15 protein-coding genes and 1 pseudogene are annotated in these 19,126 nt (G+C 55.6%); 11 read left to right on the top strand and 5 right to left on the bottom strand.

Features of this window, described 5'->3' with window-relative positions; genetic code table 11:
- Window positions 1-54 precede the first annotated feature (54 nt).
- Entirely contained in the window at window positions 55-813 is a 759-nt protein-coding gene (locus tag HGO37_RS09590) for an SDR family oxidoreductase (protein WP_250983107.1), read from the top strand.
- 36 nt (window positions 814-849) lie between these two features.
- On the opposite strand, the gene HGO37_RS09585 is transcribed toward HGO37_RS09590, so the two are convergent.
- Window positions 850-1,743 carry a LysR family transcriptional regulator gene (locus HGO37_RS09585; RefSeq protein ID WP_250983106.1) on the bottom strand — a complete coding sequence of 298 codons (894 nt, stop codon included), beginning with the start codon at window positions 1,741-1,743 and terminating at the stop codon, window positions 850-852.
- Between the two features lie 103 nt (window positions 1,744-1,846).
- Here HGO37_RS09585 and HGO37_RS09580 point away from each other — a divergent pair, with 103 nt between their 5' ends.
- Both HGO37_RS09580 and HGO37_RS09575 read left to right on the top strand, forming a co-directional pair.
- Window positions 1,847-3,049 (top strand): MFS transporter, encoded by a 1,203-nt coding sequence (locus HGO37_RS09580; protein ID WP_250983105.1) that lies wholly within the window; start codon window positions 1,847-1,849, stop codon window positions 3,047-3,049.
- 380 nt (window positions 3,050-3,429) lie between these two features.
- Window positions 3,430-5,907, top strand: a complete 2,478-nt coding sequence (locus HGO37_RS09575; protein ID WP_250983104.1) for a membrane-bound PQQ-dependent dehydrogenase, glucose/quinate/shikimate family — start codon at window positions 3,430-3,432, stop codon at window positions 5,905-5,907.
- Between the two features lie 81 nt (window positions 5,908-5,988).
- Here the strand turns inward: HGO37_RS09575 and tam are convergent, their stop codons facing one another.
- Complete coding sequence (gene tam, locus HGO37_RS09570) at window positions 5,989-6,759, bottom strand: trans-aconitate 2-methyltransferase (protein WP_250983103.1); 771 nt, start codon at window positions 6,757-6,759, stop codon at window positions 5,989-5,991.
- 246 nt (window positions 6,760-7,005) lie between these two features.
- Here tam and HGO37_RS09565 point away from each other — a divergent pair, with 246 nt between their 5' ends.
- Entirely contained in the window at window positions 7,006-7,887 is an 882-nt protein-coding gene (locus HGO37_RS09565) for a branched-chain amino acid aminotransferase (protein ID WP_250983102.1), read from the top strand.
- A gap of 73 nt (window positions 7,888-7,960) precedes the next feature.
- Entirely contained in the window at window positions 7,961-8,509 is a 549-nt protein-coding gene (locus HGO37_RS09560; RefSeq protein WP_250983101.1) for a GNAT family N-acetyltransferase, read from the top strand.
- 21 nt (window positions 8,510-8,530) lie between these two features.
- Here the strand turns inward: HGO37_RS09560 and HGO37_RS09555 are convergent, their stop codons facing one another.
- Complete coding sequence (locus HGO37_RS09555; RefSeq protein WP_250983100.1) at window positions 8,531-8,863, bottom strand: hypothetical protein; 333 nt, start codon at window positions 8,861-8,863, stop codon at window positions 8,531-8,533.
- A gap of 214 nt (window positions 8,864-9,077) precedes the next feature.
- On the opposite strand from HGO37_RS09555, the gene HGO37_RS09550 reads away from it, so the two are divergent.
- Together HGO37_RS09550 and HGO37_RS09545 are read left to right on the top strand one after the other, a co-directional pair.
- Window positions 9,078-9,680 carry a superoxide dismutase gene (locus HGO37_RS09550; RefSeq protein ID WP_250983099.1) on the top strand — a complete coding sequence of 201 codons (603 nt, stop codon included), beginning with the start codon at window positions 9,078-9,080 and terminating at the stop codon, window positions 9,678-9,680.
- A gap of 107 nt (window positions 9,681-9,787) precedes the next feature.
- Window positions 9,788-10,632, top strand: a pseudogene (locus tag HGO37_RS09545) (metallophosphoesterase).
- Between the two features lie 4 nt (window positions 10,633-10,636).
- Here HGO37_RS09545 and HGO37_RS09540 read toward each other — a convergent pair.
- Entirely contained in the window at window positions 10,637-11,341 is a 705-nt protein-coding gene (locus tag HGO37_RS09540; RefSeq protein WP_250983098.1) for a helix-turn-helix transcriptional regulator, read from the bottom strand.
- A gap of 127 nt (window positions 11,342-11,468) precedes the next feature.
- Here HGO37_RS09540 and HGO37_RS09535 point away from each other — a divergent pair, with 127 nt between their 5' ends.
- The 4 genes from HGO37_RS09535 (at window position 11,469) to HGO37_RS09520 (ending at window position 17,141) form a co-directional block, all read left to right on the top strand.
- Entirely contained in the window at window positions 11,469-12,107 is a 639-nt protein-coding gene (locus tag HGO37_RS09535) for a LysE family translocator (protein ID WP_250983097.1), read from the top strand.
- Window positions 12,108-12,238: 131 nt separating this feature from the next.
- Window positions 12,239-12,673 (top strand): c-type cytochrome, encoded by a 435-nt coding sequence (locus tag HGO37_RS09530; RefSeq protein ID WP_192487259.1) that lies wholly within the window; start codon window positions 12,239-12,241, stop codon window positions 12,671-12,673.
- 150 nt (window positions 12,674-12,823) lie between these two features.
- The gene (locus HGO37_RS09525; RefSeq protein ID WP_250983096.1) at window positions 12,824-13,741 is read left to right on the top strand and encodes a cytochrome c; all 918 of its coding nucleotides are present in this window, start codon (window positions 12,824-12,826) and stop codon (window positions 13,739-13,741) included.
- 646 nt (window positions 13,742-14,387) lie between these two features.
- Window positions 14,388-17,141 carry a bifunctional diguanylate cyclase/phosphodiesterase gene (locus HGO37_RS09520; RefSeq protein ID WP_502941397.1) on the top strand — a complete coding sequence of 918 codons (2,754 nt, stop codon included), beginning with the start codon at window positions 14,388-14,390 and terminating at the stop codon, window positions 17,139-17,141.
- Window positions 17,142-17,257: 116 nt separating this feature from the next.
- Here HGO37_RS09520 and HGO37_RS09515 read toward each other — a convergent pair whose 3' ends face one another.
- On the bottom strand, window positions 17,258-19,024 hold the full coding sequence (locus HGO37_RS09515) for a methyl-accepting chemotaxis protein (RefSeq protein WP_250983094.1): 1,767 nt from the start codon (window positions 19,022-19,024) through the stop codon (window positions 17,258-17,260).
- Window positions 19,025-19,126 lie beyond the last annotated feature (102 nt).

Genomic DNA, 19,126 nt, shown 5'->3' with positions numbered 1-19,126 from the left:
ATTGGAGAGGATGATAGCTAATCTTTGTCCAGACAACAAGGAAAGGTCATCGCCATGAAAACCACAGGTAACACCATTCTTATCACTGGCGGCGGTTCCGGCATTGGTCGTGCATTGGCGGAAGCATTTCATGCCCTCGGCAATCAGGTCATCATCAGCGGTAGACGCGCCAACGTGCTGGACGAGGTCACCAAGGCAAATCCCGGCATGGCATCCTTTGTGATGGACGCAACCGATTCTGCTGATATCAGCGCATTCGCCGACAAAGTGATAGCGGCCTATCCCGCATTGAATGCGGTTATCAACAATGCCGGTATTATGAAAAACGAAGCCATTCCATCAGCGCCTGACTACCTTGCGATTGCGGAAGAAACCATCGCCACCAATCTTCTGGCGCCCATTCGCCTGACGGCGGCATTGCTTCCGCATTTCCTGAAACAGAAGAACGCGACCGTGTTGACCGTATCGTCAGGTCTTGCCTTTGTGCCGATGGTTGCAACCCCGACCTACAGCGCCACCAAGTCGGCCATCCATGCCTATTCCGTGACGCTGCGCGAGCAGTTGAAGGCAACGCCGGTCGAGGTTATCGAGATTGTTCCACCTTACGTGCAGACCACCCTGCAGGGTGAACATCAGGCAACCGACGAGCGCGCCATGCCGCTGGAAGCCTTCATCACGGAAGTCATGGATATCCTGACAAATCGTCCGGATGAAAAGGAAGTGGTGGTCGAGCGCTGCAAGCCGCTGCGCTTCTCCGCTGAAAACGGTGCTTTCGACAAGGTCTTCCAGATGGTCAATTCCATCCACGCATAAACAGGCGCGATCCAGACAGACAACATCCGGCAACCATCACCCGTTGCCGGATGTGCTTTTATCCAAAACCTCCTGCAGCGCTGATATGAATACGCTGACCTTGGCTGGCAGCAGCTTGCGGGTGGGATAAACCGCCCAGATAGCGATTGTCTGAGGCGCCGCATCCTCAAGCTTGACCTCAACCAGTCGCCCGGACTGCAAGTCCTTTTCGACATTCCAGTTGGCAAGCAGGGCAATGCCGCCACCGGCAATACTGACCGCATGGCATCCCTCGATGCTGGTCGCGGAAAAGCGCGGGTTCAGCCGCATATGTCGTTCATGTCCATCGGCGACGAAGTTCCACTGCTGGATGTTGGCAATTGGCAGGCAGTCATGCTGTTGCAGTTCTTCGAGCGTGCGCGGCGTACCGTATTTTCTAAGGTATTCGGGCGACGCCACAAGAACACGCGGATTGTCTGCCAATTTGCGGGCAATCAGATTGCTGTCCTTTAACCTGGCAATACGAATGGCCAGATCCATACCGCTAGACACCAGATCGGGCAGGGCATCGTTGAGATCAAGGGAAATGCGCAAGGAGGGATGGGCCTCTAGCAGTTGTGGCACGAGAGGTGCCACAAATTGGATGCCAAAAGCCACAGGAACGGACACGCGCAGCAAGCCGCTTGCCTTTTGTGTGCCAGAATTAAACTGGGCGAGTGCTTCTTCGGTATTTTCCACCAGTGCCTGCGCGTAAGGTAGAAATGTCTCGCCCTCCGCTGTTAGCGAAAGCGAGCGGGTGGTACGGTGCATCAGGCGCACCCCAACCGTTGCCTCCAGTGCAGCCAGGCGACGTGTGGCCGTCATGGACGGCATGCCAAGCCGTCTTGCCGCCTCGGACAGGCTACCAGCAGCAACAGCCGTGGTGAAAACCAACACGTCTTGGATATTCATTATATCAATTTCCGTTATACGGGTTGAACTATATGGGGCACTAAATCTTATTTTGATTAAATTGTATATCTGCGCCAACTCTTCGGCCAGAAAGGCGTGAAACATGAACACGACAAAGACCAGTGCACCGCAGGCACATGCCAGCTTGAGCAAGTGGAGCTTGCTGGCAATGGCGGTTGCCAGCGGCATTGCCGCTGCAAATATCTATTACAGCCAGCCGATGCTCGGCATCATAAAGGCAGGTTTCCCGCATGATGCGATCACCAGCTTTGTACCGACCGCCACACAGCTCGGATTTGCATTCGGCCTGCTGCTGCTTCTGCCGCTCGGGGACATCGTAAATCGCCGATATCTCATCATCGGGCAATTTGTGGCTCTGTCTGTCGCGCTGGCGGCAACGGCCGTCGCACCAACCGCATGGATCTTGGTCATCGCCTCATTTGCCGTCGGCGTCGGGTCCGCGGTCGCTCAACAGATTGTACCCTTTGCAGCCTCGCTGGCAGCACCGGAAAAACGTGGCGCCACCATCGGTACCGTTATGGCCGGTCTCCTGTCAGGCATTCTGTTAAGCCGCACCCTGTCCGGTTTTGTCGGCCAGCATGCCGGCTGGCGGGAAATGTTCTGGATCGGCGTGCCGATGGCACTTTTTGCCGCCGCATTGATGTTCGTTGCCCTTCCAAACCACAAGCCATCGTCGCGCATGGCTTATCGTCAGGCGATGGTGTCCTTGGTGCACATCTGGAAGCGTGAACCGGATTTGCGTATCGCTGCATTGGTGCAGGCGGCGCTGTTCGGCTCCTTCTCGGCATTCTGGACCATCCTTGCGCTTTACCTGCAAGGTCCTGACTTCCATCTGGGTGCAGATGTCGCTGGTCTGTTCGGTGTGGTGGGTGCTGTCGGCATCTTCGCAGCACCGCTGGCAGGCCGTATCGCTGACAGTCGTGGACCACACTTCGTGGTATGGTCAGGCGCGGTTCTGGCTCTTGTCTCCTGGATTGTCTTCGGCGCATGGGCGTCGTTGGCAGCACTGGTTATTGGCGTCATCATCCTCGACTTCGGGGTGCAGAGTGCCCTCGTGTCCAACCAGCACATCATCTATGCGCTGGATCAGGAAGCCCGTAGCCGCATCAACACCATCTTTATGACCAGTATGTTTCTGGGAGGTGCTAGCGGTTCTGCTCTCGCAACCGCCGCCTGGGGCTATGATGGATGGACTGCCGTCAGTGTTCTGGGCGCGGTGCTTGCCATTGCTGCTCTCGGCGTTCGGGTGTTCGACCATCGAACCCGCACCGCAATGGCTCGGTAAGATAGGCCCGATAGGCAGGGAAAGGACGGCTTCGGTCGTCCTTTCCCTATGCGGAAGGAACATTTCAGGCGACACTGCGTTTGGGGCAAAGGTGCAACCTGACATGAGGTGTCCGGAGCATTCTGTTTGCGTGTATCAGAAGCTCGTTAATTAGCATTCCCTTTAAAGTTGAAGCATGTCAAAAACATTGTCGCAACCGGTGCCTGAAATGTCGTTCAGCTACGACACCGGATTGTGGTCTTTGAAGAATGACGCCCGGCAAGATGGGCTCATCCGCTGAAGCCACCCTGAGAAAAGAGCGCGCTTCACCTCTGCTGATGCTGATGTCGAAAGCCCTTTCCGGCACCGGTGATTTTTTCAGATCTGCGAAAGGAGAACACATGTTTGTTCTCATTATTGGGGTTGTTGCAGCCATACTGGCTCTGGCGATACTGTATCCCGGTGTTCAACTCGCAATGGCTGGCGGAAGCGTCTTTTATGTCGTTATCGGCATTGGTCTGTTGCTGGCGTCCATCCAGCTCATTCGCCGTCGACAATCCGGCTATTTTCTCTACGCATTGCTTTTGATCGCCACCTTCGTGTGGACCATCTGGGAAGTGGGTTTCGACAAGTGGCAATGGATACCGCGCGGCGCATTGCTGACCTTCCTCGGATTATTGCTCAGCCTGCCGCTGGTACCCTATGGCCTTAAAACCAAAGGCAAAAGCGTTGCTTTGTTGCGCATGACCGTGTTTGTCATCGCTGTATTGGGTGTCGTGTCATGGTTTGTCGACCCGAGGCTGATCGATGGCGAGCTTCAGCCGCAAACCGCCCAGGCCGAGCCCGCTGCTACTGGCACGCCGGCTTACCCGGCAGATGACTGGATTGCCTATGGCGGCAACAATCTTGGTCAACGTTATTCCTCCCTCAGTGATATCAACGTCGATACTGTCAAGGGGCTGACCGTTGCCTGGGAACACCATACCGGCGATTTGAAAACTGCCAATGACAGCAAGGAGTTTACCTTTGAGGTGGCGCCTTTGAAGGTCAACGGACTGCTATATCTCTGCACGCCGCACAACATTGTCGAGGCACTGGTCCCGGAAACGGGCGAGGTGAAATGGAAGTTTGACCCTGAGCTGAAACCCAGCACATTCTTCCAGCACCAGACATGCCGGGGTGTGTCCTATAATGACAGCAGCGATTTTATCGCCGCCTCCGCAGCACCTGCTGCCACGTCAGTTCCCGCCGCATCCGCAGCTCCTGCAACCGATGGCACGACACAGCCACAGCCACAAACACAGGCTCAAACCCAAACACCGCAAGTGGTCGCGCCGGCTCCGGCTACATTGACCTGCCCACGCCGTATCATTTCCACCACGGTTGATGGTCGCCTTTATGCGCTGAATGCCGATAACGGTGCACTTTGCACCGAGTTTGGCGAAAATGGTTATGTCAATCTTCTGGCGCAAATGCCGATGTTGCATGAATCCTCTTACATGCAGACCTCAGCACCTCTGGTGACGAAAAACCTCATCATCATCGGCGGTTCGGTGTCTGACAATTATTACGAGGACAATACCTCGGGCGTGATCCGCGCCTATGATGTGCGCACGGGCAAAATCGTCTGGAAATTCGATGCCGGAAAACCGGATGACACAGCGCCTCTCGCCGCCGGTGAAACCTATGAGGCCAACTCTCCCACCGCATGGACAACCTTCAGTGCCGATGAAGCGCTGGGTCTTGTCTATGTGCCTTTCGGCAACAAGTCTCCTGACCAGTTCGGTATGAACCGCACTGAAGAGGACACACAATTTGTCGATGCGCTGGCAGCACTCGATATTGAAACCGGCAAGTTGCGCTGGAAATTCCAGACCTCCTATCACGATCTTTGGGACCGTGATAATCCGTCTCAGCCGACACTTCTCGACCTTCCCAAGGACGGCAAGAATGTACCGGCGGTGATCATGCCGACCAAGGGCGGCAACTTGTGGGTTCTCAACCGTCAGGACGGCACGCCTATCTTGCCGGTCAGTGAACAGAAGGTCAGCACGGAAACCGATGTGCCCAATGAAAAACCGTCACCGGTACAACCTGTCTCGTCGCTGAACTTCACACCGGCACCGCTGCGTGAAGTCGACATGTGGGGTGTCTCACCGATCGACCAGGCGATGTGCCGTCTGGCATTCAAGCAGGCACGATATGATGGAAATCCGTTTACACCTCCCGGCATCGGCAAACCGTCGCTTGTCTGGCCGGGTAATATTGGTGTGTTCAACTGGGGGTCGATCGCGGTTGATCCGGTCAACAAATGGCTGATCGGTACACCGCAATATCTGCCCTATCTCTATCAGGCCTATCCACGCAAACCGGATGATTTGAATGCCCGTCTCTTCACCAAGGAGGGCACCAACCCCGGCAATGAAAATCTTGGTGGGCCATTTGGCATAAGCATCCTTAACTTCCGGTCCGGCATCGGGCTGCCATGCAATACACCGCCATGGGGTGAAATGGTTGGCGTCGACCTGACAACGGGCAAAACCGCGTGGAAACGCCGCAACGGCACGGTGCAGGACCAGAAGATATTGGGATACTCATGGCCAATCCCGCTGCCGATGGGCATCCTCGCCCATGGCGGCACCTTGACCACGGCAGGCGGTGTGTCCTTCACCGCTGCCACGCTCGACAACTATCTGCGAGCTTACAACATGAAGTCAGGTGAAAAACTGTGGCAGGCCCGTCTGCCGGCGGGCGGGCAGGCAACACCCGTCACCTATCGCGGAGCAGATGGCAAACAGTATGTCGTCATTGCCGCCGGTGGTCATGGCTCAATCGGCACGACACTGGGTGACAGTGTTATTGCCTATCGGCTGAACTGATTGAAAAATGAAAGACCCCACCCATGCATATGGGCGGGGTCTTTGTCTGTTTTGCTCGGGGCTACCGCTCGGCCGGCCGGATCACTTCTTGACAGCAACAACGAAAAGGCGCGGGAAGCGTAGCAGGACACGGCCGTTCGCCATCGGCGCGTAAGCCTTGGCGATGCGCGCCGTATAGTCAGCCAGAAACGCTTCCTGATGTTCAGCACCTGCGGCATTCAGATAGGGGCGCAGTCCAGTACCTTTCACCCATTCGACGATCGCGCTGGCATCCGCCATCGGGTGATTATAGATCGTGTGCCAGACATCGACCCGTGCCGATTTCGGACCAAGCCGGTCGAGATAGGCGGTTGGGGAGGGCAGTGGTTTACGACGCAACGATCCGTCGGCAAAGGCCGGGGCCCAAGGTCCGACAGACGCGGTTTCTCCCATCGAGACATGGGTCGGTTCAGACAGATTGTCCGGCATCTGTACCGCCAGCACGCCGCCCGGTTTCAGATGATCCATCAGCTTTTCCAGCACGCTGAGATGGTCCGGTATCCACTGGAAAACTGCATTGGCATATAAAAGGTCGGCAGGGGTATCGGGTTGCCATGTGGAAAGGCCGGCTTTGCGAAACTCGGTATTCGGCAGGCGATCTCTGGCCTTTTCCAGCATGTCGTCGTCGCTGTCCACGCCGGTGATCACATTCAAACCGTAGCGGTTTGTCAGCAGCTCTGTGGAGTTGCCGGGACCGCAGCCGAGGTCATAACCCGCCATGACCGTTTCCAGCGGAACCTGCGCCAGCAGATCGCGGGCAGGGCGTGTTCTTTCATCTTCAAACCGGAGGTATTGTGCGGCGGACCATGCCATATCTGTGAGTCTCCCATGCTGACACCTTCGGTCAGGTGTCCCGTTTCAATTACACAGTTTTTACCCGCTCCATCATTTATCGTTATGCGTCCATTTATCAAGTTGTTGGTTCGATGGAAGATTCTTGCTCAGATACCGCAGGTGGATATTGTTTTGCGTCGTTTTGTGTTTTTGCGGAAAAATTATCTTGACCTGATGCAGGTCGAGGCATTCACTCCGGCCACTTATCTATAGGAGACTTTGAGAATGGCCGTCGATACTTCACCGAAATCAAACACCTGGACCTATGTTGACGGTGAATGGCTGCCCGGCAATCCGCCGTTGATTGGCCCCACCTCGCATGCCATGTGGCTGGCTTCGACAGTGTTTGATGGCGCGCGCTGGTTTGACGGTCTGGCACCGGATCTGGATCTGCACTGCCAGCGCGTCAATCGCTCGGCTACCAACATGGGCATGATCCCGACCAAAACCCCTGAAGAAATCGAGGCGCTGGCGCTCGAAGGCGTCAAGAAGTTTGATGGCAAGACCGCCATCTACATCAAGCCGATGTACTGGGCTGAACATGGCTCGGTTGGCAGCGTTGTTGCACCGGATGGTGCCTCCACCCGTTTTGCTCTTTGCCTGTTTGAAGCACCTATGGATGCGGGCAAGTCGCTGACGCTCACCGTTTCTCCGCTGCGTCGCCCTTCGCCGGAAACTGCGATGACCGATGCCAAGGCAGGCAGCCTTTATCCGAATAGCGGCCGTGCGATCATTGAGGCCCGTTCGCGTGGTTTCGACAATGCCCTGATGCGCGATATGAACGGCAATGTTGCTGAAACGGCAGCCTCCAACATTTTCATGGTCAAGGATGGCGTTGTCCTGACCCCGGTTCCAAACCGCACCTTCCTTGCCGGTATCACCCGCTCGCGCGTTATGGGTCTGCTTCGTCAGGCGGGTTTCGAGGTTCGCGAAGCAACGCTTTCGGTGGAAGACTTCAAGAACGCCGACGAGATTTTCTGCTCCGGCAACTATTCCAAGGTTTCTCCGGTCACAAAGCTGGACGAGAAGGAATTGCAGGCTGGCCCGGTCGCCCGCAAGGCGCTGGAGCTTTATCTCGAATGGGCCAAGTCAGGCACTGACGCCTAATTACATATCTACCAAACGGTCGGGTTCCCCGGCCGTTTTTTTATCCTGTCACACATATTCCGGATGACGGCAAATGGCCGAAAAATCTTCGCTTAACATCATTATTCGTCAGAGCCATACAGACGATATCCCAGCGATAACCGAAATTTACCGTGATGCTGTCCTGCACGGCAAAGCGAGTTTCGAAATCGATCCGCCCTCCGCTGATGAAATGCTCAAGCGTCGCGACGCTTTGGTCTCCGGCGGGTTTTCTTATCTGGTGGCAGAGGTTGAAGGCCGTATCGCTGGTTACGCCTATGCCGGTGCCTACCGTGCGCGCCCGGCCTATGGCGCAACGGTTGAGGATTCGGTCTATGTCAGCCCCGATGCCAAAGGCATGGGCATTGGCCGAAAATTGCTGGATGCGCTGATTGTCGACGCGACGGCCAAGGGCTTTCGGCAAATGGTGGCGGTGATCGGTGATTCCGCCAATGCCGCCTCGGTCGGCGTGCACCGCGCGGCAGGTTTTGAAATGGTCGGCACATTGAAGTCAATCGGCTGGAAGCATGGCCAGTGGCTTGATACTGTGCTGATGCAACGCCCGCTTGGTGACGCCGATACGACGCCGCGCTTCCAGCCCTGATATGATTGGGGCAGTTTTGCCTTATGGCTTGGCCTGATCGGGAATATCGATCTTGACGGTGTCCGTTGTCATTTCACCGCCGATTTCCACGGTCTTTGCCTGCTTGTCGTAAACGCAGATATGGCTGATCGTCGCGTCGGCCCCCTTGGCTTTACCGCTGACGATCGCAAGGCCGTAGCTTTCGCTACCAAACGGATCGACGACGATCTTGGCGTTCTCGATCATGCCTTCCGTGGCGGCGAGGCATTTCGCCTGGACGTCGGCAGTAAACTCCTGCCATGCTTCATCCGATGAGGCGGCAGCAGGGAGTGAAATCAGGCTTGCCAGAATTGCAGTGCAGAGGGTTTTCCTCATCTTGTCGCTTTCCTTGTCAGTAATGCCGAACCGAAGTTCTTGAATCGGTACGCAACCATCGAATGCGATTGTGAATTTCTGATGTTGGTAGTGGAATTTTCTCTTTTGCCGGAACATTTTGATATTTCGCAGGTTGCCTCAATTGAGTTCCGCTCCTATGTTCCGCGCACAAGGTTTCAAGGAGCGGGTCACCGCTGCAACAAGGAGTACCACCATGGCCTTCGAACTTCCCGAACTTCCATACGACTACGACGCTCTCGCACCATACATGTCGCGCGAAACGCTCGAATTCCACCACGACAAGCACCACAAGGCATACGTAGACAACGGCAACAAGCTTGCTGCTGAAACTGGCCTTGCTGACCTGTCGCTGGAAGAAGTCGTCAAGAAGTCTTTCGGCACCAATGCTGGCCTGTTCAACAATGCTGCCCAGCACTACAACCACGTTCATTTCTGGAAGTGGATGAAGAAGGACGGCGGCGGCAACAAGCTGCCTGGCAAGCTGGAAGCTGCAATCAACTCCGACCTCGGCGGTTTTGACAAGTTCAAGGCAGACTTCATCGCTGCTGGTACCACACAGTTCGGCTCCGGCTGGGCATGGCTGTCGGTCAAGAACGGCAAGCTCGAAATCTCCAAGACCCCGAACGGCGAAAACCCGCTGGTTCACGGTGCTGAGCCGATCCTCGGCGTCGACGTTTGGGAACACTCCTACTACATCGACTACCGCAACCTGCGTCCAAAGTACCTCGAAGCCTTCGTTGATAACCTCATCAACTGGGACTACGTTCTGGAGCGCTTCGAAGCCGCTTCCAAGTAAGGTTTTCAACCTTCGATTTTACGAGACACCCGGCCTTCGTGCCGGGTGTTTTGCTATGTGGCCGCGATGTCATATCGCTGTCATGTGCAGGGCATAAAGCCGCCGCCATGACACATCTTGCTGCACCGCTATTTTCCTTCGGCATCATCGCCGACCCCAATATGCCGACATCGAACCGAAGCCTGATATGGGGCGCTATTACGCCAATAGCCCACGCAAGCTCGATGCGGCGATTGAAACGATGAATGGCGAGGATCTGGCCTTCGTCGTAACGCTGGGTGATCTGGTCGATCGTGACTGGAACAGCTACGATGTAATTCTTGCATGTTATGACAAGCTGCGGCACCGTTCCGTTCTGTTGCCGGGCAATCACGACTTTGCCGTCGATGCTGAGAAATTGCCAGACGTCTATCAGCGACTGGGCATGCCATCGCCCTGGCATGATTTTGCCGAGCAGGGTGTGCGTTTCATTGTTCTTGATGGATCCGACGTCAGCATGTTTGCACCGGAAAGACATGACCCGAAGCGCGAGATCGCGGCTACGCGGCTTGAAACTCTGCAGGCAGTTGGCGCCATCAATGCGCAGACCTGGAATGGTTCATTGAGTGACGAGCAGTTTACCTGGCTGGAAAACACGCTGGAAGACGCAGCACGTCTCAATCAGAAGGTCGTGATCTTCTGCCACTATCCTGTCTTCCCTGATAATGCCCATAACCTGTGGGATACGCCGAGCATTCTGTCGCTACTGGCCGACCATGATTGTTTCGTGGCGTGGTTCTGCGGCCATAACCATGTCGGTAATTACGGCGAAATAGACGGCAAGCATTTTCTCAATTTCAAGGGCATGGTGGACACGCCTGACGAAAACACCTTTGCCATTGCCGATGTCTATGCTGACCGTATCGAGGTTCGCGGTTTCGGTCGTGAAGACAGCCGCACGCTAGCGCTTTGATCGCTCAAGGATTGGTCTTCGGCGTTTGACTATATTGCCAGTTGGCCATCCATGGCTGGCGCAAAGCCTCACCTTGCTGTTTGAAGAAGTCCTGCGTTTCGATGCAGCTTTTGACACGGTCCGCACGGAAGTTGCGGATCGCCTGCCGCAACTCGCACCAGGCGACGATATTGGCGGTTTCGGAATAATAGATCACGGCGATTGGCCGTATCCGCCGTTCGGTCAGCGAACCGGCTTCATCCTGATAGGTGATATCAAGCTTTTCCTCGTTGCGAACGGCGCGCCGGATCATCGACAGGTCCACGCCATCAGGTGCATTGGCAATAATGCCCCAGGCATGTAGCGCAGTGGTGGACAGAATGCGGGAGAGGGGTTCGGGGACCGATGAGGCAATCTTGTCGCTGACCCGCTTGGCTGCCTGGCGTAACTCCGTGTCGCCGGTTCTGCTGACAAGTGCCAGTGCGAGCACGATGGCTTCCGTTTCCTCGATCGAAAACATCAGCGGTGGCAGGTTGAAGCCAGGCCGCATGATGTAACCCACACCACGTTCCCCTTCGACCGGCACACGCATGGCCTGCAAGGCGGCAATGTCGCGGTACACCGACCGAGGTGTCACCTCCAGCGTGTCGGCAATCTGCTGTGCGGTCACCGGCTGGCGTGCCACCCGCAATATCTGGATGATTTCGAAAAGCCGTGATGCTTTGCGCATTTCTGTCCCCGTGCGAAGGCTACTGACAGAACGCTGTCAGTAGCACGAGATTATAAACAACAGAAACGGGTTGAAAACCTTGGGATAGCGCGCAGTTTGCAGCAAATAGTGCGGGGGAGATACTGACATGGCCTATAGCGAAAACCTCTGGCTGTTTTTCCTGCTTTTGTTTGGCATCATCATTGTGCCGGGCATGGACATGCTGTTTGTGCTGGCAAGCTCTTTGACCGGCGGAAAACGTACCGGCTTTTTCGCCATTCTCGGTATCGTGGCCGGTGGTGTCGTCCACTCGCTGTATGGTGCGGCCGGTGTCGGGCTGCTGGCTGCCTGGATGCCCAGCCTGTTCACACCGCTTCTGGTGCTGGGCGCCGGTTACATGATCTGGATCGGCATCAGCCTGATGCGCAGTTCAATCACCGTGCAGGGAGATGAGGCATCGTCCAGCAAATCTGCATGGCGTGCCTTCCGGCGCGGCATCCTGACCTGCCTTGCCAACCCCAAGGCCTACCTGTTCATGCTGGCGGTTTATCCGCAGTTTCTGAAACCCGCCTATGGCCCGGTGTGGACACAAGGGTTGATCATGGGGGCTATGGTGGCTGCGACCCAGTTCAGCGTCTATGGCGCATTGGCGTTGACGGCGGATAAAAGTCGCAGGTTTCTGGTTTCATCACCTGCAGCAACGGTTTTTGTCGGACGTGCGGCGGGTCTGGTGCTGGTTGTTGTATCGGCGCTAACCCTGTGGGCGGAATTGACAAAAGCCTCTTAGATGACTGTTTTAGCAGCGAAAATCACCAAACCTCACCTTATTGTGACTTCTCTCGAAACGTCAAACGGGGCATGTTCGGGCGTCCCTAAATGTTGAATCGTCCCTTTGGCCGGTATCAAGGAGAGAAGCATATGAAATTGAAGACCATTGCGGCTGCCATGTTGTTCGGCTGTCTTTGCGCCGGGGCGGTTTCCGCTGCTGGCGAAATTGAAAAGCGCGAAGGCATGATGAAGCAAATCGGCGGCGCAATGGGCGCGCTGAATGCCATCGCCAAGGGCCAGAAGCCTTACGATGCTGAAGCGGTGAAGGCTGCTGTCACGACCATCAGCACCAATGCCAAGGCATTCCCTGATCAGTTCCCGGCCGGTACGGAAACCGGAAGTGCAGCCTCTCCAGCCATCTGGCAGAATTTTGATGACTTCAAGGCCAAGTCCGAAAAGCTCGGCGCAGACGCTGATGCCGTTCTGGCGCAGCTGCCTGCCGATCAGGCTGGCGTTGCAACCGCCATGCAGTCGCTCGGCGCTGATTGTGGTGTCTGCCACCAGACCTACCGCTTGAAGCGTTAAGCTTTAAGCCTGCTGAGAATGTGCGGCTGTTCAGCATGAGCCGCACATTCTGCTGACGATATCCATGGTCTGTCATCCCGATCGCTGGGGGTACGCGCAGACCGGCATTTTTTAGACTGTTTTTCAGACTGTGCATTTCGGGAGAATGATATGGCTTCGAAGCTTGTAAAGCTTGGTGCCGCCGCGGCTCTGGCTGCTGTTGCAGGTGCAGGCATTTTCTTCGTCGTTACGGCGCCGGACAGGCAGGCGCCAAGCCATTGGGCCAATGCCGGAACTCCAGATCTCGTCAATGGCGAAAACCTGTTCTGGGCCGGTGGTTGCGCAAGCTGTCATGCAGCGCCTGATGCTACGGGGGATGCCCTGTTACAACTCTCTGGTGGCGCGCCATTGCACAGTCCATTTGGCACATTCTATGCGCCAAATATCTCGCCGGATCCAAAGGCCGGTATTGGTGAGTGGACCCTTGCAGAATTTGGCGATGCCATGACCCGAGGCACCGGCCGCAATGGTGAGCACCTCTATCCGTCCTTCCCTTATGCTTCCTACGCGCGGATGCCCGCCAAGGATATCAGCGATCTGTTTGCCTATATGAAGACATTGCCTGCCAGCGATCACGTCGCACCGAACCATGACTTGCCATTCCCGTTCAACATCCGGCTTGCTCTGGGTGGCTGGAAGTTCCTGTATTTTGACGAAGGTGCGCCACGCGTCCAGCTGGCAAATGCCGATGCCGCACTGGTGCGCGGCCAGTATCTGGTCGAAGGGCCGGGCCATTGTGGTGAGTGTCATACACCCCGCAACCTGTTGGGTGGTTTCCTCAAAGACAAGTGGCTGGCCGGTGGCCCCAATCCGGAAGGCGAGGGCAGCATTCCCAATATCACCCCTGGTTCCAGCGATATGGAAAACTGGGCTGATGCAGATATCGCGAGCTATCTGGAAACCGGCTTCACGCCAGAGTTCGACAGTGTTGGCGGCTCAATGGTGAAGGTGCAGCAAAACATGGCGCGCCTGCCAGCCGAAGACCGTGATGCGATTGCCGCCTACCTCAAGGCCATCCCGGCACGGTAATATCCTGTCTGAAAACTGATGTGGACGAATGGTGTGGCAAAAGCACCGTCGTCAACAGTCGGTTCTAAGCGGCTGCCAACGTAGGTTGACGGCAGGTAATGTCAGCGCATCCAGACATTTCGAACAGCCATGCCGATGATGAAAAGCGGTATGGACGCGTTACTCACGATATGCAGCATTCGTATTCGCGCGGCCAATCGGTCGCCTTTCTGTGCGCGTTGTTTCAGGATAGTATTGATCTTCGAAACATTCCTCCATCCGCCGAACCATGTTGGCTTCTGGTCATCCATCCCATCTTCTGGCGATCTTGCGGGCGTAGAAATATGTTGTGTAACCACACACCATGCTCACTACGAGTACGGCCACTATCCACTGGTGCATTTGTTTTCTTCAACAACTAAAAATCACAAAAAACGCTCTTAACGTGCAAGCCCTTAGTGGTTGATAATGCAGCGTTGAAGATGGATCGACTTCGTTAACCACGCCTTTGAGAACCCTGCGGATTTAATCATCTCGTAAGCTGTTGCCTTCAGTAATGCCCGGCCTAGACGGGCGCTACCATTGCTTATTTCAGGCATGTGACGTCTCTGCATATTCGGGGTATGAAATGAATTCGATACTGACGTGCTTGGTGTATGAGCACGATATGCGACTGGTAGTGCTTGCGGGAATATTGTGCCTTCTTTCCGCGACGGTAGCGATGTTGCTGCTGCGGCGCGCTGTAAAAAGCAGTGGCTTACCTCGTGTGATCTGGATTGCTGCGACCGGCGGGGCAAGCGGGTTTGGCATCTGGACCACCCATTTCGTGGCAATGCTTGCCTATGATCCCGGTTTTGTGTTCGGTTATGAAATTAATGGAACGCTGATTTCGCTGGCGGTTGCCATCGGAACGACCGTGGCGGCTGCGGCCTGCGCGACCTACGATACCGGTCGGCACGGTACTGTTGCTGCAGGTGTATTGTTCGGCATCGGCGTCACCAGCATGCACTTCATCGGCATGACGGCAATTGAACTGCCTGGCACCATTGTCTGGGATCGCTCCCTGGTCATTGCGGCTTCCATTTTGGCGGTTGTGCTATCTGTGCCAGCATTCGCGGTACGTCGCGCTGAAAAGACCAGCGGTTCACCTGTCATCCTGCCTGCCGCACTTTTGACGCTGGCAATCGTTGGCATGCACTTCACCGCCATGGGCGCGATCACTGTCGTACCGGATTACTCCGCGCCAGCCAGCAACGTCATCTCTGCGGGCGTGATGGTTCTCATCATCACCTGCGTGACACTGTCCTTCCTGTTTGCCGGGCTGACGGCAGCAATGTTTGCCATGCGGGCAGAAATGGCAACGGTAGCTGGTGAAACCAATTTCCGACGCCTCGTGCAGGGCGTTACCGACTACGCAATCTATATGCTGGATACTGAGGGACGGGTCAGCAACTGGAATGCGGGCGCCGAGCGTGCCAAGGGTTACACGGCAGATGAAATTGTCGGCCAGCATTTTTCACAATTCTATTCACAGGAAGACAGGGCCGCAGGACTTCCTGAAAAGGCGCTTGAGACAGCCCGGACGAAAGGCAAGTTTGAATCTGAAGGATTGCGTTACCGCAAGGACGGTTCGTCCTTCTGGGCAGCTGTGGTAATTGATGCAATCTACGCTGAAGACGGCACCTTGGCCGGGTTTGCCAAGATCACGCGGGATTGCACCGAGCAGAAACGTGCTGCCAACCGCATTCAGGAAGCTTCCGACAATCTGGCGCTTGCTCTGGACAACATGGCCAATGGCATCATGTTGTTCGACAAGGACGAGCGTCTGGTTCTGCAGAATACACGCCTCAATGAAATTGTTGGTATTCCCGATAACGCGGATCTGGTTGGTAAGACCTTCCGGGAAATCTGCGAACTGCCCTATGGCCATGATGCCGGCAGCAAGATCGACGCCTCTGATTTTTATCACGGCCATATCGACCTGATCCGCGCGCCGGAAGGTGGCGAAACCATTCGCACGATCCAGAATGAACGCACGGTGCGTGTCATTCATCGCCCGGCGGTGCAAGGTGCATGGGTGACAACCGTCGAGGATATTACCGAACGCGTTAAATCTGAAAACCGCATTGCCCATCTTGCTCGCCATGACGTTCTGACCGGCCTGCCAAACCGCCGCCAATTTGTTGAAACGCTGGATGCCGCTATTCGAGACGCCGACACACTGACTTCAAAGGTCGCCGTTATCGCAGTCGATCTCGATAATTTCAAAGAGGTCAATGACACGCTTGGCCATGCCGCAGGTGACAGCGTTCTGGTGACATTGGCAAAGCGTCTGCGTGAACGACTGCTAACTGGTGAAACGGTTGGCCGCCTGGGTGGCGACGAATTTGTTGCCATAAAAAGCTTTACCGATCAGACGGAGCTGGACGAATTCATCCGCCGCATGAACCGCTTGCTGACCACCAAAATCGAACTCTCTCACACCGAGATTGTGCCGGGTGCCAGCCTTGGCGTGGCGATTTATCCGCAGGATGCCACTGACCGGGAAAAGTTGCTCAGCAATGCCGATATGGCTATGTACCGTTCCAAGGCCAGCATCGAACAGAAGATCAGCTTCTATGAAGCCGCGATGGACGAAGCGGCCAGGGAACGGCGGGCCATGGGCCGCGATATCTGGACTGCACTTGAACAGAAGCAGTTCTACTTGACCTATCAGGTGCAGCGTTCGGTAAAGACCGATGAGGTCACCGGCTACGAAGTGCTGCTGCGCTGGCTGCATCCGGAGAGAGGTTTGGTCTCCCCGGTCGACTTCATTCCGATTGCAGAAGAATGTGGTGCGATCTCGGCGATTGGCGAATGGGTGCTGCATCAGGCCTGCCGTGAGGCCGCAGATTGGGACATCCCGCACAAGATTGCGGTCAATCTGTCTCCATTGCAGTTGAACAATGTCATTCTGGTCGAGAAGGTCCGCGAGATTCTGCTGGACACCGGCCTGCCTGCTGCGCGTCTTGAGCTTGAAGTCACCGAAAGCGCCATCATTGGCGACAAGGCGCGTGCACTGCATATCCTGCGTCAGATCAAGGCGATGGGCGTAACGATTGCGATTGATGACTTCGGCACCGGTTATTCGTCGCTTGAAACACTGCGGTCCTTCCCGTTCGACAAGATCAAGCTCGACAAGAGCTTCGTACATGAGCTGGAAAGCCGACAGTCCAAGGCTTTCGTCCGGGCAATTGTTGCACTCGGCAAAAGCCTCGATGTGGCGGTGCTGGCTGAAGGTGTCGAGACACGCGAGCAATTGCAGGTGCTGTTGTCGGAAGGATGCGACGAGGTTCAAGGCTTCCTGTTTGGTCGCCCGGCAACGCGCGAACAGCTGTCAGCTTCCACACCTCTGCTTTTTGGTATCGGCAAAGCTGTCTGAGTTGATACAAAAAATTACTGCCCGTCTCGTGAAAAACGGGCAGGTTAAAAATTCGACGGTTTCAGTGACGTGTAGACGGATGAACAACAGGCAAGGAGCAATCCTTGCCTTTGCTGTTATGACGCCTTGGCCAATCCCTTGATGGCGGATTTTGGCTGGTAAATGGTGTTTTTGCCGTAACCGCGATCTTCGGGTCCAAGTTTGGAGGCATCCGAGCCCGGCTCACGCTGCCATTTGCGGCGGTTAAGCTTGAAGCGCTTGACGAGATGTTCAAGTTCACCAGCACCTTCGGCCAATGCTTCAGAAATGGCGCTCATGCTGCTGACCATTGCGGCATTCTGCTGGGTCATCTGATCGAGCGAGCCGATTGCCGAATTGATCTCTGACAGCTTCGTGGATTGTTCAGAAGAGCCAATCGCGATGGCCTCGACATTGCTTTCGATGCTCTGCACAAAGCCTTGAATGTTCTTGAGTGCATCACCCGTCTTGCCAACCAGTCTGACGCCTTCATTGACCTCATTGGTCGAGTTCTTGATCAGGCCGGAGATTTCCTTGGCGGCGGAGGCTGAACGCTGGGCAAGCTCACGCACCTCCTGCGCGACGACCGCAAAACCTTTGCCCGCTTCACCGGCGCGGGCAGCCTCAACACCGGCGTTGAGGGCAAGCAAATTGGTCTGGAAGGCGATTTCATCGATGACGCCGATGATCTTGGAAATCTCGCGTGATGCGGTTTCAATGCGCGCCATGGCATCAACCGTTGCATCAACAACCTGCACGGAATCGACAGCTGCAATGCGGGCGTCCTGAACCAGCTTACGGGCCTCGGCCGTGCGACCGGTGGATTCGCGAACCGTCTCGGTAATCTGTTCAAGTGCTGCGGAAGTTTCCTCGAGAGCCGCCGCCTGTTGCTCCGAGCGGGTGGCAATGCCACTGGCACTGGCGCGCATCTCGCCGCTTTTACTGGACAGCATCGCCGTTTCGGTCAGCACCTGCTCAAGGGTTTCCTGGAACTTTGCCAGCGACTGGTTGAAGTCGTGGCGCAGGTGGTCGAATTCAGGAACGAAGGGGTCGTCGATTGTCAGACGAATATTGCATTCCGCCAGACGTTCAAGACCAGCGCCCACTTCCTGAAGTGCCCGTACGCGACCAGAGACATCGGTGGCAAACTTCACAACCTTGATGACCTTGCCTTCATCATTGAGGATTGGGTTGTAGGTCGCCTGAATGAAGATGGCACTGCCATCCTTGGTAATGCGCTTGAACTCGTCGGCATAAAATTCACCGGCAGCCAGACGTGGCCAGAACCCGGCATATTCATTGGAGGCAACATAGTCGGCCTCACAGAACATCTTGTGGTGGCGTCCCTTGATCTCTTCGAGGCTGTAACCCAGCGCCGAGCAGAAGTTTTCATTGGCGGTCAGGATCGTGCCATCCGGCTTGAACTCGATGACGGCCTGTGCGCGCGACAGCGCGGAAATCTTGCCCTTGCTTTCCACGCTTTCCTGCTTGGCGGCAGTAATGTCGGTGGCGATCTTCACCACCTTGACAACCTTGCCGCGGCGGATAATCGGGTTATAGCTGGCCTGGATCCAGATTTCTTCACCGCTCTTGGTCAGGCGGCGGAACTGGCGTTGCTCATACTGGCCGGAAGCGAGGCCCTTCCAGAACGTCGTGTAGTCAGCTGCGGCAGCGTCTTCTGCGCGCATGAACATTCTATGGTGACGGCCCTTGATCTCATCGAGCCGGTAACCGAGCGTCGCGCAGAAATTTTCGTTGGCGTCGATCACCATGCCGTCGGGTGTAAAAGATATGATGGCCTGCGATCGGCTGAATGCAGACAGGATAGCCGCGGCTTCCGTGCTGAAAATGCGATCAAACCCCATAACTCCACCTGTCAAACTTGGTTAATGTCTATAACTATTCACTGGCAAATTTTAGTTAAAACTTTGATTAGATTTCCGCATTCTCAGCTCTAACGGTACAAT

The sequence above is a fragment of the Rhizobium sp. CG4 genome (genome assembly GCF_023701965.1).
Taxonomy (GTDB): domain Bacteria; phylum Pseudomonadota; class Alphaproteobacteria; order Rhizobiales; family Rhizobiaceae; genus Agrobacterium.
The sequence above is the reverse complement of the archived record's forward strand: the minus strand, read 5'-3'. Positions and strand labels throughout refer to the sequence as shown.

Coding starts and splice junctions, on each gene's coding strand:
- HGO37_RS09590 (WP_250983107.1), top strand. CDS start 55: ATGAAAACCACAGGTAACACCATTCTTATCACTGGCGGCGGTTCCGGC.
- HGO37_RS09585 (WP_250983106.1), bottom strand. CDS start 1,743: ATGAATATCCAAGACGTGTTGGTTTTCACCACGGCTGTTGCTGCTGGT.
- HGO37_RS09580 (WP_250983105.1), top strand. CDS start 1,847: ATGAACACGACAAAGACCAGTGCACCGCAGGCACATGCCAGCTTGAGC.
- HGO37_RS09575 (WP_250983104.1), top strand. CDS start 3,430: ATGTTTGTTCTCATTATTGGGGTTGTTGCAGCCATACTGGCTCTGGCG.
- tam (WP_250983103.1), bottom strand. CDS start 6,759: ATGGCATGGTCCGCCGCACAATACCTCCGGTTTGAAGATGAAAGAACA.
- HGO37_RS09565 (WP_250983102.1), top strand. CDS start 7,006: ATGGCCGTCGATACTTCACCGAAATCAAACACCTGGACCTATGTTGAC.
- HGO37_RS09560 (WP_250983101.1), top strand. CDS start 7,961: ATGGCCGAAAAATCTTCGCTTAACATCATTATTCGTCAGAGCCATACA.
- HGO37_RS09555 (WP_250983100.1), bottom strand. CDS start 8,863: ATGAGGAAAACCCTCTGCACTGCAATTCTGGCAAGCCTGATTTCACTC.
- HGO37_RS09550 (WP_250983099.1), top strand. CDS start 9,078: ATGGCCTTCGAACTTCCCGAACTTCCATACGACTACGACGCTCTCGCA.
- HGO37_RS09540 (WP_250983098.1), bottom strand. CDS start 11,341: ATGCGCAAAGCATCACGGCTTTTCGAAATCATCCAGATATTGCGGGTG.
- HGO37_RS09535 (WP_250983097.1), top strand. CDS start 11,469: ATGGCCTATAGCGAAAACCTCTGGCTGTTTTTCCTGCTTTTGTTTGGC.
- HGO37_RS09530 (WP_192487259.1), top strand. CDS start 12,239: ATGAAATTGAAGACCATTGCGGCTGCCATGTTGTTCGGCTGTCTTTGC.
- HGO37_RS09525 (WP_250983096.1), top strand. CDS start 12,824: ATGGCTTCGAAGCTTGTAAAGCTTGGTGCCGCCGCGGCTCTGGCTGCT.
- HGO37_RS09520 (WP_502941397.1), top strand. CDS start 14,388: ATGCGACTGGTAGTGCTTGCGGGAATATTGTGCCTTCTTTCCGCGACG.
- HGO37_RS09515 (WP_250983094.1), bottom strand. CDS start 19,024: ATGGGGTTTGATCGCATTTTCAGCACGGAAGCCGCGGCTATCCTGTCT.